This window comes from Olivibacter sp. SDN3, from assembly GCF_014334135.1.
Lineage (GTDB): Bacteria > Bacteroidota > Bacteroidia > Sphingobacteriales > Sphingobacteriaceae > Olivibacter.
This window is the reverse complement of sequence record NZ_CP060497.1, coordinates 1,854,899-1,868,867: the sequence shown is the minus strand read 5'-3', so window position 1 is coordinate 1,868,867 and position 13,969 is coordinate 1,854,899. Positions and strand designations below refer to the sequence as shown.

Below are 13,969 nucleotides of genomic sequence, written 5' to 3'. Positions count from 1 at the left end.
CCTTTTTTGTAGATTGCGGAGCACTTAAGAACACTATAAAATAACAGCTCTATAAGTAATCGCATACAGAAAACAATTTCACCTTGGTTTTCGTAAGCAAAAAAGATTTCTTACATTAAGTTTTTAGCGCAATTGGTTTAAGTGCTCAGTTAACTATAGAAAATCATCATGTCGAATCTCGATCATCAGAATAAGGCTTTTGCCCAAGCCGTATCTTTCGTGAATCATACCAACAGACCTCTTTTTCTAACAGGAAAAGCCGGAACCGGTAAAACTACTTTTTTGAAGTATATCCGTGCGCACACCTATAAAAAAATGGCCGTTGTTGCTCCTACGGGAGTCGCCGCCATCAATGCCGGGGGAAGTACTATACATTCGTTGTTTTTTTTACCTTTCGGTATGTATTTGGCCGATTATCCTTTAGCGTGGAATGAAAGCGATCACCATATCTATAACAAGCAGCGTCTATTTGGAAAGGTAAAACTCACGAAGCAACGAAGGGCGCTTTTGCAGGAGCTGGATATCTTGGTTATTGATGAGGTTTCGATGTTAAGAGCGGATACGCTCGACGCAATCGATGCTATTTTACGATGGGCCAGGCGAAATGCTGCACCTTTTGGCGGAGTTCAGATGCTCTTTATCGGTGATTTATACCAGCTTCCCCCCGTAGTAAAAAGCAACGAATATATTTTATATCAATACTATAAAAGTCCTTTTTTCTTCGACGCACATGTGCTGCAGGAGGCTCCTCCGGTATTGTTAGAACTTAAGAAAATCTATCGGCAAAAAGATGAAAACTTCATTTCACTTTTAAATGACATTCGTCATAATCAATGCGGTCAGGCAACATTGGAACAGCTGAACCAATATTACCGTTCGGATTTCGTTCCCCGTAAAGAAGATGCCTATATTACGCTGACCTCCCATAACCGCATAGCCGACGATATTAACCGACAAGAGCTGGAGGCACTGGAAGGAAAGGCATTTTGTTTTGAGGCAACGGTCAAAGGCGATTTTTCTGAAAGTTCGTATCCTACGGAGGGTAGTTTGTTTTTAAAAGAAGGGGCACAGATCATGTTTATCAAGAACGATAAAGGAGATGAACGTCGTTATTATAATGGCAAAATCGGGATCATTGAACAGATCAGTAAAGACGGATCGGGTATAAAAGTCCGTTTTCCCGGAGAGACAGACACCTTCACGCTGGAGCAGGAAGAATGGCGAAATTTACGCTATAATTACGACCGACAGGCCGATAAGATCGATGAGGAAACTTTAGGCACGTTCAAACAATATCCTATTCGTTTAGCTTGGGCAGTTACCATACACAAAAGCCAGGGTTTAACGTTTGATAAAGCGGTTATTGACGCAGGGGCAAGTTTTGCAGCAGGACAGGTTTATGTAGCGTTAAGCAGGCTAACCAGTCTGCAAGGTTTGGTGTTACGCTCTACCATCTCGTTAGCCAATATTTTGACCGACCCACATGTGGTTGCTTTTTCCAATGCCGCTTTAGACGAAGACTCGCTTGATGATGTGCTGCTTCAGGAGCAAGAAGTCTATTTATTGCATAATTTAAGTAACGCCTTTTTATGGAATAAACTAACGCTGGAGACCAATAGCTTAAAGGGAGAGCTCATGGCTAAAAATATTCCCGACAAAACACTTGCTTATAAAAAAATCAATGCCATAGCCACTGCTTGCAATAATCAGTTTGAAGTAGCCGAGAAATTCAACAACTGGTTAAACAAGCAATCCTCATCAGCGCAGCCCTTGCCTATGGAAGCAATTCACGACCGGACACAAAAGGCTGCTGCATGGTTTCTGGAACAGCTTGACCAAGAGCTCATCATTCCTTTGGAACAACATATTACCTCTTGGTCTCAAAAAAAGAAAAACAAGAAGTACCTTAAGGAGTTACAGGACTTATCCATAAGCTATCAACGTAAGAAAGAACAAATTAAGCAATGTACCATGATTACGCAAGCGATCTTAGAAGGACGTAATATACAAGATGTGATCAGTGAAATAGCCCAGCAGCGCCAAGTAGCCACACAAACAATTCAAGCATCTTTACCGAAGAAAAAGAGCAGCAAAGGCGAAACCAAGCGCATGAGTTTGGAATTGTTTAAAAAAGGGAAGCGCATAGATACCATTGCACAGGAACGTAGCCTGACACCGGGCACGATACTTAGCCACCTAACATCCTTTATAGGAACTGAATTAGATGCATCTGAGTTACTGCAAACAAGCAAGCTGGAACAAATCATGCAAAAACTACAGGATAATCCCGGTAAAACCATTACCGAGATCAAGCAGTTGTTCAATCATCGTGTTGAGTTTCACGAAATAAGAATAGCCCAAGCGGCATTACGGGCAGCAGCCGAACAAAAGAAAACTACTGCCGCCGATTCCTGAATAGCACGTGACCTTAATCCTAAAAAGAATAGCGTAATGTAGCGCCATAGGTACGCTGATCACCCAATACCGCTGCATAATGTCCAGTGTTTCCTGCTCCAGGTAATAGCTGCTCAAAATAATCTTTATCGAGCAAGTTTCGCCCCCATAGGAAAATAGACATCCGATCTAATACCCGGAAGCCAAATCGGGCATTTAACAACGCGTAACCATCAATAACCAGGTAACTTGAAGGCGAGGGATTGGATGAAAATGATGAGCGATAATAGGTATCGAAGGCCAGAAAAAACTGCCCGTCTTTACCAAAAAACTTACCCGGATGCGCTACCTCTCCACCCAAAGAGCCAGCCCACTTCGATATTCCTGGCAATTGACCGCCCGATATATCTTTAAATGTCGGGCCACCGGTTTCCTCAAGAGGAGGAGGCGCATTGGTGAAAGAGACAAATTTACCATCCGTATAGGCTAGCGCTCCATATACAGATAAATAATCATTAAATCGCACATTCGCATCAAATTCCACACCGCGTACGCGTACTTTCTCTGCATTGGCCAAGTAGCCCCTGTTAACCGATAAATCCGCGGCCTGCACCTGTGCCTGAAAATCCTTAACATCCGTATTATAAACTGTTAGGTTCAAGGCTGAATTTGGTGTGGGCGATGTTTTTATACCGATTTCAACATGCCGCACCCTTTCCGGCCTGATTACCGCAAGCTCCACCATAGGGGCGCCGTTAGCGTTAGGCAATCCGCCCAAGTTGAGGCCCACCGGTTTAAAGCCGGTGGAATAGGTAGCGAAAGTATTGATTTTGTCAGTGGCTTTAAAGGCCAAGGTTAACTGTCCAGAAAGGTTAGTGTCGTCAATTTCAGCTTCAAATTCCTGCGCACTATAAAGTGAATTTTTCAAGGCAATCAGTTCTGGATCATCCGTTTCGAGGCCACCATAAGGTTCCCTACGGAAACTCACCTTTTTATCGTCGTAATTCAAGCGTATACCGGGCAGCAGGCTCAATCTATCAGTAATAGACCAATCGAGTTGACCAAAAATCGCTCCGCTAAACGTGTTGAGGTTAGGATAGGAGCGTATGCCAAATCCTTCAAACAGCCCTGGTGTTTGCCATAGCGGACTTTCCGAATCCTGCGAAAAGCGCCATTGATCTCTTCCGGCCTCTTCTGTATGTGCCGGATCGGGCCGAAGCCGTTGACCAAAAGCGAAAACCCCAAACACTCCGCTCAACTTAGAAGAGAAGGTTCCTGCCCAGCGCACTTCCTGCGACCATTGATCATGCCTAGAGGGTGCTTGCGACAAGGCAAGCCCTTGCAGTCCGGTAAAATCGCGATCATTTGAGGGGTCCCAGTTCCAAAAGCGCCATGCAGTGGTCGATGTAAGCGTACCGCTGCCCAGCTGCACATCTACATTGACGGAGGCGCCTCCCAAATCCTGACCAGAGCGCCATGGGGTATCATGGTCAATTAGTCGATCAAAAGGGTTTCTGCTGGGCAGCTCATAACCCAGATCAGCGATTATCTGTTCAAACTGCCGGTATTCAGGTCGTAGCGTGGGAGCGACTCCGGCAAAGACCTGTGCATAGCCATCCGGGCGCTGCCGCGTGAAGTCTCCTGCCAATATAATTTCCACCTTATCAGAAGGTGTAAATAACAATTGACCTCGGAGCCCCAAGTTGTTAAGATCATTAACTGGTTTCTGTGTGGCTACATTATAAAGCAACCCATCACGTTGTGTACCCGAAAACGAAAAGCGCGCAGCCACATTTTTTGCTAAGGGTCCAGTAACTGAAGCCTTAGTCTGAATAAATCCGTAGTTACCAAAACTCGTTTCAAAGGTAGCGCCCGGTGTAAAGCTGGGTTTTCTGGTTGTTACATTAAATGCTCCGGCAACGGTATTTTTACCAAACAAAGTACCTTGCGGTCCGCGTAACACTTCAATCTGTTCTACATCGATAAAGTCAAGTGTTGTTGCGGCTGTACGTGCATAGTAGACACCGTCGACATAAAAGCCTACCCCCGGGTCAATACCATCATTGGTAAGCCCAAAGGTTGTGCCCAAGCCACGAATACTTAGGCCGGTATTGCGAGGATTAGACGAATATAGCTGAACAGAAGGCACCATTTCCTTTAAACGGTTTACGTTGAATGCCCCCGCGTCGTTGGCAAGTTCTCCGGTAACCACGGATATTGGAATAGGGACATCCTGCAGCAACTCTTTTCTCCTCCGAGAAGTTATCACCACTTCATTCAATACATTGTCTTCTCCCAGAACGATATCTAATGGTGCTTCAAAAGTTTCCACTGGTACTTCCAGCGATTTATATCCGACCGATTTGATCAATAAGGTCAGGGGCAGAGGCTCGCGTGTTTCGATATTAAAATGGCCGGCTGTATCCGCAACTGTATAAACATTTGATCCTTTTATTGACACGGTTGCATGCATAACGGGTTTTCCCTCTCCATTTCTGACTATGCCCTCCAACTCGTTCTGAGCAAACGCTTTGTTTCCGATGCATAAGACCGGCAAAAAAAACAGCAAAATTTTTTTCATTGCTTGTACCTAATTAATTTATAGTTCTTATATCGGCCATTTATCAAGTCCGTTATTCATTAAAGAAATCTCACCAAGCAGTACGTATTTTCTGACAATCTGTCAAACAAGTAACCTATTAGGCTCATACAAACGCATGATTGTTGATTTCTGTTGCAAATGTATAAATATTTTCTATAATCACTATAGTTTTAGTAGACTTTGTTGTAAAAAGAAAATATACCCTCGAGAATGCACTGATGTTTAGGGTACGGTTACGGTGTGTTTTTCTTAAATTAAGCCATGGGGAGCGTAAGGGCATGCTGTACACTTGGCGCATCGTCATCAGCAAGCTGTTTAAATATTTCATCGTTGTCAAAGCCCTGGTATATACTTCTAAGTAACAAAACGGCACTTGCCCGTACATAAGAGCGATCATCTTCCAAAGCCATATTACAAACCTGCTGATACATTTGTTGCTGTTCATCCACAGCCATTTTTTCGAGTTTACCGAGCGCCATTAAACGAATGACCCACGCTTTGTCTTGCAAAGCGGCTGAGATTACTGTCTTTGCATCCGGTTGATCTAACTCTTCAGACACCCCTTCGAGCGCTTCAAAGCGATCCATGAACAAGGGTGCATGAAAAAATTGAAAGCGATATTCGGCCAAACTTTTACTTTCCTCTTTATAGGCCAATAAATACTTCTCGGCATCGACATTAATCAAAGTAGGGTGTTCGGCAGAAGGAAAGCGAAATGTTTGATTTTGCTTGGTTAATACCACTGACCTGCGCTCAACTTTTTTATCTGGAGAATAAACATCTATCTGCATGGGCAAGCGATAGAGAGGCATTTCTTCTAGATTTTGATTTTGCGCCAAGTCTACAATCACTTCTTTGGTTGTATCGTTATAGTGCGTTTTTATGCTCAACTCCGGATGACCGGAAGCGAGGAACCATTGGTTGAAGAACCAGTTCAGATCTTCCCCGGTTACTTGCTCAAAAGCCAAGCGGAGGTCGTGTATTTCAACGGATCGGTAAGCATGTGTAGTTAGGTACAGATTCAGGGCTGTGAAGAAAGCTTCATCTCCAACCGTTTTACGAAGCATATGTATAATTCGTCCTCCTTTTTGATATGACACTTCATCGAACATCTGTTCCCTGTCGGCATAATCAAAACGCACGACATCTAGCGCAGCGTTTTTCTTCTTAGCTAAATAAGCCAACACATCGTTCAACGCGTGCATGTCAGCTTCTTCCAAACCATACTTATGTGCTAACCATAAATATTCCCCGTACGTTGCAAAAGACTCATTCAAGGGTAAGTTTGCCCAAGACTCTGCCGTCACCAAATCGCCAAACCAGTGATGGAATAGTTCGTGAGCAATGATATCTTCATAGGTTTCGTCTTTATATTCCGCAGGTGTCATGTTCATGCGATCGAAAAAAACCGACGCGCTGGTGTTTTCCATTGCTCCGCTGACGAAATTGCGCACGACAATTTGCGCATATTTATCCCAAGGGTATTCTACACCCAGCTTTTGTGAAAAAAAGTCGAGCATTTCCGGTGTCTTTCCAAAGATCATCTGCGCGTACGGAGCGTATGCAGGCTCCATGTAGTAGCTCACTTCTTTACCTTTCCAGTTTTCGCTAAATACTTCAAAATTTCCAGCGGCTATCATCGTTAAATACGGTGCATGCTGTTTCTCCTGCAACCAGGTATCTGTTCGCGTGCCATTATCATTTTTAACTGAAGTTTTCAACAAGCCATTGGAAAGCGTAACCATGCTATCGGGTACCGTCAGTGTAATCTCCTGCGTCATTTTCAGCATGGTGTTATTCATTGTGGGGAACCAGCTTGAATTACACTCGGTTTCTCCCTGTGTCCATAATTGTCGTGGTGTGCCAGCAGTGTCAGGCTCGATAAAATATAGCCCCCTGTCGTCAGGAGAAGCAATATCAGTACCTACTTCTAAGTCGTTAGGCTTTGCCGTATAGTCAATAAATATTTTTATCTGTTCTGTTCTATCGTATGCTCTATCTAAAGCTACACGCAGTTTCTTGCCGTCGTACACAAAGTCTAACCGTTTCTTCTGATCGCTTTTCATGAGCGCGATTTCATGGATTTCAAAACCATTAGCATCTAATACTACTGTATCCTGCGGATAGAAATGCGGCTGTAAGGTGAGGGTTGCTTTTCCCAGCACCTGTGCTTGCTCCCAATCAAATGAGAGATCAAGTGCCGTATGTCTTATTGCGGTTTTAATAGGGTACGATTCCTGGTAGACGAAGGCTTGAGGAGCATTGGCGTGAATCGTGACAGGTGGCATCGCCACATGCTGAGTAGTTGTACATGATAAGGCAATAAGCTGAGCTACCAATGCTGGTAACAGAAAAAATCGTTTACGCATGAATTTATTGAGCTAAGAGGCTGTTGATCTCCTTTTCGAATTGTTCAATATAGTTGGTATAATGTACTCCCGTTGCCGGTCCGCTGAAGCCGGTATGAATTTTACGTACCACTCCGGTTCTATCGATGATAATTGTGGTGGGGAATGCGGAGAAGTTTTCTAGGGAAGGAATACTCTCCTCTACTTGTTTCTTATCATTGGTATAGCCGGTAATCAATAGCGGATAGTTTACACGGAATCTATTTTTGAGGTTAGTTACCGCAGCTCTGGCTTTTTCAGGTTCCTTATACCGCTCATAAGCTAAACCAACAACTTCCAACCCTTTCTCTTTATACTTATCATAAAAAGGTGCCAGAAACGCCGTTTCATCCATGCAGTTTGGGCACCAGGAGCCCAGAAACTGCACGACCACTACCTTATTTAAAAACCGCCCATCATTCAATGAAACAGTTTGGCCATCTAAATCCTCAAAACTAAAATCAATCCGATCGTTCCCCGCTTTCAATCCCGCTATCTTATAGGCATCGGGCAGCATGGCGTCTGGGTCTCTCCGGGCCGACCAATTTACTTCGCTTGAAGGTCCGGCGTACATTTTACCGTTCACGATATTCAGACTATCCAGTAAATCTCCAGTGAACAGTACCGGGCCAGACCCGCTAAACCCCGACAGCATCAAGGTCTTTTTATCTACTACACCGCTTAAAAAGCGATAATCTCCCGTGGTTGTAAGAAAAGAACCATCGACCTGTCCGTCACCTTGTTCAAACTCGCCTACTGCAAACGTAGTATCCACATTATTGTTTCTGTAGAACTGAACAGACCATCTTCCGGCAACATCTATGGTCTCTTCTGCCGTAGTCTGCTCGATAAAACGATATTCCTTGTCAGCAACCGCTTTAAAGGGCATTTGGGTTGACCCTCCAGGCAGCCGTTTTATCCAGACCCCTTCCATTCCGTTTGCCGATTTTGCGGCTCTTATTTCGCTTTCATAGAGTGGCGTTTTTATAAACACAGAGTCGTCCGTTTCTTCTACCTCATTAATATTTAACCTTTCCTTACCGTTAAGAAAGGCCAGTTGTGCCACGCCTAGAGAATCATATATTTCAAAGTTAAAGGGAATATCTATACTGGAATCTGTGGTTAGCACCCCCCGCCAAACACCATTCTTCAATCCAATTGCATGTTTTGAGCAATTGGTGAACGAAGCTAAAGTTAAGATTCCTAAAACAACTAAACGGCCATAAATATTCATTACACAGGATCAATTATTAAACAACAAGCTAATTCACATTTGCTGAAATGTGAAATTTGGAGCTAAAATACTAATCTTTCTGTCTAATTGTCTAAAATTGACCGAGAAATTACCAAGCGCTGAATTTCCGATGTTCCCTCATAAATCTGCGTAATTTTTGCATCACGCATCAGCCGCTCTACATGGTATTCTTTTACGAAGCCATAACCACCGTGTATTTGCACCGCTTCAACGGTTACATTCATGGCCACATCGGAAGCAAAAAGTTTAGCCACGGCTGCGGCGTCAGCATAAGGTTTACCTTGGTCTTTTAACCAAGCAGCCTTCAGGCAAAGTAGTCGTGCAGCTTCTATCTGCGTATGCATATCGGCCAATTTAAACTGAATGGCCTGATGCTCAGCAATAGGTTTTCCGAATGTTTTCCGTTCTTTTGCATATTTCACAGCCAATTCAAAAGCTCCTGAAGCGATACCCAATGCCTGGGCCGCAATACCAATTCTTCCGCCCGCTAAAGTTTGCATGGCAAATTTAAACCCGAAGCCATCTTCGCCAATGCGATTTTCTTTGGGTACCTTCACGTCGGAAAAGAGCAAGGAATGCGTATCAGACCCTCTAATGCCCAATTTGTTTTCCTTAGGACCAATAGTAAACCCCTCCATGCCCTTCTCCAAAATAAAAGCATTGATGCCCCGATGCCCGCGTTCAGGATGGGTTTGTGCGATTACCAAGTAGATAGAAGCGGTACTCCCATTGGTAATCCAGTTTTTTGTTCCGTTGAGCAAGTAATAATCACCCTTATCTTCTGCTGTGGTACGCTGGGAGGTAGCATCAGAACCAGCTTCTGGCTCCGAAAGGCAGAAAGCACCTATTTGTTCACCCGCAGCTAAGGGCTTCAGGTATTTTTCTTTCTGTTGTTCCGACCCATACTTTTCGAGGCCAAAACAAACCAGCGAATTGTTCACAGATACCACTACGGAGGTAGATGCGTCAATTTTCGATAATTCTTCCATAACCAAGACATACGAAACAGTGTCCATACCGGCACCATTATATGTTGGACTGGTCATCATTCCCAAAAAACCTAATTCACCAAGTTGTTTAACTTCCTTGGCCGGAAACTGTTGTTTTTCATCACGTTCTATAACACCAGGTTTCAATGCGGTTTGTGCGAAATCTCTCGCTGCATTTCGTATAAGCTGCTGCTCCTCTGTTAAATCGAATATCATAAATATGGGTTTTCCCAAAGTTACAGCTTTTTACTATGCAAGCATAACATTAGAGCGAAAAATTTAACACAATAAGACCACTGGCGTTGTCATTGCCAGAGTCAGTCAAATTTATCGGGACGGAAATTAAGGGTAAGACTATTTCACTATTTTATTATCAGCATCAGGGAACACCAATATTGGTTCATATTTTTTTGCCTCTTCTATAGATAATTGACAATAAGAGATGATAATCACGACGTCTCCCACCTGCGCTAAACGCGCAGCCGCACCGTTCAGGCATACAATACCCGAACCCCGCTCTCCTTTAATGACATAGGTTTCAAAGCGTGCACCATTGTTATTATTTACAATCTGCACCTTTTCATTGGGAATAATATTAGCCGCTTCTATTAAATCTTCGTCAATGGTTATGCTTCCGACATAGTTAAGCTCAGCCTGTGTGACTCTAACCCTATGAATTTTTGATTTCAACACCTCAATAATCATGCTGCAAAGATAAGCATTTGTAATTAGTTATTGCGTGCATCCCCTCCGACGCTGCTCAAATTATGATTTACAGATTACCTTTTGACGATCTATTACTGCCAGTGTTGTCAATAAGCACATTATCTATTAATCGCACATTGTCCACCCAAGCGGCTACTAATACCACTATACGTTTGTGACTCGTTGCGCCGGTATCTGAGGTTATTTCTTCCAACGTTTCTGCGTTGCATATCGCGAAATATTCCAGCTTCACCCCATCAGCTTGCTGCAAAAAATCGAGCGTCATTTTCCGCAGTTCGGCCAGCGGCTTTTGACTAATTTGCTCTTGCACCATAAACAGCGCCCTTGAGAGCGCTAAAGCCTGCTCTCTCCCTTTTGGTGATAAGCGTACATTTCGTGAGCTAAGTGCCAAACCGTCGGCATCACGCAATGTTTTACCAATAACGAGCTTTACAGGTAAATGCAAGCGCTCAATCATGTGCTGTATGATGAGACATTGCTGATAATCCTTTTGACCAAAAAATGCAGAATCGGGCTGAACAACATCAAAAAGTTTCTTGACAATCTGTGTAACGCCTTCGTAATGTCCAGGACGATGTGCGCCCTCCCAACGCCTTTCCAAGCCACCTAAATCAATTTCCCATTGCTCCTGATCATCTGGATACATTTCCTTTACTTCAGGCAAAAACAGCACGTCACAACCTACGGTCTGTAACAATTGCCGATCATGGGCAATAGGTCTTGGATATTTTTCAAGGTCAGCAGGATCATTAAATTGTGTTGGGTTAACAAAGATACTACAAACGGTGATAGCCGTCTGTGCTTTCGATCGTTCGATCAGCGATAAATGACCGGCATGCAGCGCCCCCATTGTGGGTACAAAACCAATCTGTTTTTTACTCCGCTTAAATGCACTCAAATAAGCCTGCAAAGCCAATTTGGTTGATATTATTTTCAATTTTTTTTGCTTTAAAACAAGGGAGTAAAGTTGAACAATTTAAACTAAACTACAAAGGTTTTTTCATAAATCGTTGATATATCATAAGATAATGCGTATATTTGCAGACCGATTTTTCATTAGAGCATTTATTTTAATGACAAAGAAACTATCAAAAGCAGGAATCACCGCTGTTACTACTTCGTCGTGTACAGCAGCCACGCATGATAGTATCACTTTTCAAAAATTCTAAAATATAATTTATTGGAGATGGCAAAAACGAAGATATTGTACATTACCCACGAGATGTCGCCTTTCCTGGAGCTTAGCAAAATTTCTGAGATAACAAGAGAGTTACCCCAGGCCATGCAGGAGAAGGGCTTTGAAATACGCATATTGATGCCTCGTTTTGGCAATATTAACGAGCGTAGAAACCGCTTACATGAGGTAATTAGATTATCAGGGATGAACATTGTAGTGGATAATAATGACAATCCGCTTATCATAAAAGTGGCTTCTATCCCCGCTGCCAGAATGCAAGTTTACTTTTTAGATAACGAGGAATATTTCCAACGTAAGCATGTTTTTACAGATAAAGAAGGTAAATTCTTTTCTGACAATGATGAACGTGCTATTTTCTTCTGTAAAGGCGCATTGGAAACGGTTAAGAAGCTGGGCTGGTCTCCGGATGTGATCCACTGTCATGGCTGGATGAGCACATTGGTTCCCGCTTATGTAAAAACCGCTTATAAGGACGATCCGACGTTTAAAGATGCAAAGATTATCTATTCTTTATACGACGATTCATTCGATCATCCTTTAGATCCGAAATTTGCTGAAAAGGCACTTACTGGAAATATGACCGCAGCGGATTTGGTTAGTTATAACTCGCCAGATTATGCCGGTTTATATAATGGCGCCCTTCGATATGCAGATGCTATTGTCTTGTCGGAAGAAAACATAGATGAAAAACTGTTAAATATTGTTAAAAAGAGCGAAATTCCGGTGACTGACTGCAAAAGCGATACAGAATTCGAAAATTATTGCAACCTTTACGAGCAATTTTCCAGTGAGGAACTGGAAACTGTAGCATAGTTTAGGATTTAATAAGTTATATAGACTTTAACGAGTTTTTCGAATGAACCTGTTCAAATGGCACGGCACAAATCGCCCTTACAGGTTTCAGGAGATATTATTAAAAAATACTTTCGAATGAAATATTATACCCGAGACTTATTGACATTGTTAATAAGTCTCTTTATTTTGAGCAGCTGTGAAAACCCAGCGGGAATAGGCTTGGACAACAACCCCGGCGATAGCTTTTATGGGATTTTAAATGACACCCTCACCCTTCATACAGCTACCGTTAGGGATGACAGCGCCTCAACTACGCCTACACAAGGTCAGTCGCAATCAAATATTTTAGGCATACCCGTTAACCAACTTCCATTAGGTTTTTTAAAAGATGACATTATTGGCGAAACGCATGCCGCTATTGCCATGGCCGTTGACCGATCATCTGGAGACTCCCGTTTGCCGGAAAATGCACAAATAGACTCTGCTGTTCTTGTTTTGCGTTATGGCAACAGCTTTGTGGGAGACTCCTTATCTTCAACCCACCAACTGGAAGTAAGGCAATTAGACGAAGTTTTCAATTCCACTGTGCAATATTTTACCAGCAAAGATTGGCCTGTAACTAATGAAGTCGTAGGCTCAGCACAGTTAAATCGTTTTAATTTAAAAGACAGTATCTCTGTTAATGTACGCGGTAGTTCAGGACAGGATAGTTCTGTGCGTGTTCCGCCTCAACTACGGGTTCGCTTAGACCATAATTTCATCAGCACGCTGCTTGCCCATGATATCGACTCAGCTACGATCAACAGCGATAACGGCTTTCGGAATCATGCAAAGGGGTTATACTTAAGTCTTAATCAATCGGGCCAACAGGGTATAGGAGGTATTGCTACGCTTAGTAATGCCGAAGCCAACGGTGTTGAAATTAGCTATCGGGTAACTGATAGCGAAGGAAATACCGACACCCTTTCCAAACGTTTACCTATTTACAATGCTAATGGACCGACGCTCGCTGCGAGCGTACGCAGTACATATTCAACCGAGGTGCAAAATCAGTTAGCCAATTCGGCAGTTAATCAAACGACGGTTTATGCACAGGGTATGGGGGGCCTGCGGACGCGTATATCGTTCCCTTATATAGACGAGCTAAAAGGTAAAAAAATAGCGATCAATAGAGCTGAGCTTGTGGTTTATGTGGACGAAGAGCATATGGGCTCTATTCATACACCGGCGCCACGACTTACACTCTATAGAGGCGATGTAGCTGGGCGGAATCAGCCCATTCCGGATGGAGACGCCAGACCTGGAGCGGATCCGCGATCGCAGTTTCACATACCGGGTGTGGGTCCTTTTGCTTTAGGCGGCTTCTATGAAAGTGATAGAAAAAGATATGTCTTCTCCATGACCTCATTTATTCAGGATATTGTATTGGGTAAAGTGCAAAATTCACACGTTTACCTGGCACCTGTATTCGGGGGCCTCAATACCATTCCATTTTGGCCAGATGTTAACAGTCCGGACCGAGTGGTACTAAAGGGATATAACGCGGAAGATGCAGCGGAGAACAGTGAAGTCCGCACAAAATTGAATATTTACTATACAGAACTTGATTAAGGCCGTTTAATT

General features: G+C 43.2%; 9 protein-coding genes. 3 read left to right on the top strand and 6 right to left on the bottom strand.

The features are described from left to right. Window positions 1–168 precede the first annotated feature (168 nt). Window positions 169–2,415 (top strand): helix-turn-helix domain-containing protein, encoded by a 2,247-nt coding sequence (locus H8S90_RS26355; protein ID WP_187341967.1) that lies wholly within the window; start codon window positions 169–171, stop codon window positions 2,413–2,415. A 19-nt stretch (window positions 2,416–2,434) separates the two neighbouring features. On the opposite strand, the gene H8S90_RS07605 is transcribed toward H8S90_RS26355, so the two are convergent. The 6 genes from H8S90_RS07605 to panC form a co-directional block, all read right to left on the bottom strand. Further along, window positions 2,435–4,975, bottom strand: coding sequence for a TonB-dependent receptor (locus H8S90_RS07605; protein ID WP_187341966.1), 2,541 nt, complete (start codon window positions 4,973–4,975; stop codon window positions 2,435–2,437). Between the two features lie 275 nt (window positions 4,976–5,250). Further along, window positions 5,251–7,365: a M1 family metallopeptidase gene (locus H8S90_RS07600; protein ID WP_187341965.1), complete on the bottom strand. Its 2,115-nt coding sequence runs from the start codon at window positions 7,363–7,365 to the stop codon at window positions 5,251–5,253. Window positions 7,366–7,369: 4 nt separating this feature from the next. Further along, the gene (locus H8S90_RS07595; RefSeq protein ID WP_187341964.1) at window positions 7,370–8,617 is read right to left on the bottom strand and encodes a peroxiredoxin; all 1,248 of its coding nucleotides are present in this window, start codon (window positions 8,615–8,617) and stop codon (window positions 7,370–7,372) included. Between the two features lie 83 nt (window positions 8,618–8,700). Then, the gene (locus H8S90_RS07590; protein WP_187341963.1) at window positions 8,701–9,843 is read right to left on the bottom strand and encodes an acyl-CoA dehydrogenase; all 1,143 of its coding nucleotides are present in this window, start codon (window positions 9,841–9,843) and stop codon (window positions 8,701–8,703) included. A gap of 138 nt (window positions 9,844–9,981) precedes the next feature. After that, window positions 9,982–10,332, bottom strand: coding sequence for an aspartate 1-decarboxylase (panD, locus tag H8S90_RS07585; RefSeq protein WP_187341962.1), 351 nt, complete (start codon window positions 10,330–10,332; stop codon window positions 9,982–9,984). Between the two features lie 67 nt (window positions 10,333–10,399). Beyond that, on the bottom strand, window positions 10,400–11,290 hold the full coding sequence (gene panC, locus H8S90_RS07580; RefSeq protein WP_187341961.1) for a pantoate--beta-alanine ligase: 891 nt from the start codon (window positions 11,288–11,290) through the stop codon (window positions 10,400–10,402). A 249-nt stretch (window positions 11,291–11,539) separates the two neighbouring features. Here panC and H8S90_RS07575 point away from each other — a divergent pair, with 249 nt between their 5' ends. Together H8S90_RS07575 and H8S90_RS07570 are read left to right on the top strand one after the other, a co-directional pair. Next, window positions 11,540–12,364, top strand: coding sequence for a glycogen/starch synthase (locus tag H8S90_RS07575; protein WP_187341960.1), 825 nt, complete (start codon window positions 11,540–11,542; stop codon window positions 12,362–12,364). A gap of 117 nt (window positions 12,365–12,481) precedes the next feature. Further along, window positions 12,482–13,957, top strand: coding sequence for a DUF4270 family protein (locus H8S90_RS07570; protein WP_187341959.1), 1,476 nt, complete (start codon window positions 12,482–12,484; stop codon window positions 13,955–13,957). Window positions 13,958–13,969 lie beyond the last annotated feature (12 nt).

Bases quoted from the DNA above. Each gene is read 5' to 3' on its own strand.
- H8S90_RS07605 (WP_187341966.1), bottom strand. From the start codon at position 4,975: ATGAAAAAAATTTTGCTGTTTTTTTTGCCGGTCTTATGCATCGGAAAC.
- H8S90_RS07590 (WP_187341963.1), bottom strand. From the start codon at position 9,843: ATGATATTCGATTTAACAGAGGAGCAGCAGCTTATACGAAATGCAGCG.
- H8S90_RS07570 (WP_187341959.1), top strand. From the start codon at position 12,482: ATGAAATATTATACCCGAGACTTATTGACATTGTTAATAAGTCTCTTT.
- panD (WP_187341962.1), bottom strand. From the start codon at position 10,332: ATGATTATTGAGGTGTTGAAATCAAAAATTCATAGGGTTAGAGTCACA.
- H8S90_RS07595 (WP_187341964.1), bottom strand. From the start codon at position 8,617: ATGAATATTTATGGCCGTTTAGTTGTTTTAGGAATCTTAACTTTAGCT.
- H8S90_RS26355 (WP_187341967.1), top strand. From the start codon at position 169: ATGTCGAATCTCGATCATCAGAATAAGGCTTTTGCCCAAGCCGTATCT.
- H8S90_RS07575 (WP_187341960.1), top strand. From the start codon at position 11,540: ATGGCAAAAACGAAGATATTGTACATTACCCACGAGATGTCGCCTTTC.
- H8S90_RS07600 (WP_187341965.1), bottom strand. From the start codon at position 7,365: ATGCGTAAACGATTTTTTCTGTTACCAGCATTGGTAGCTCAGCTTATT.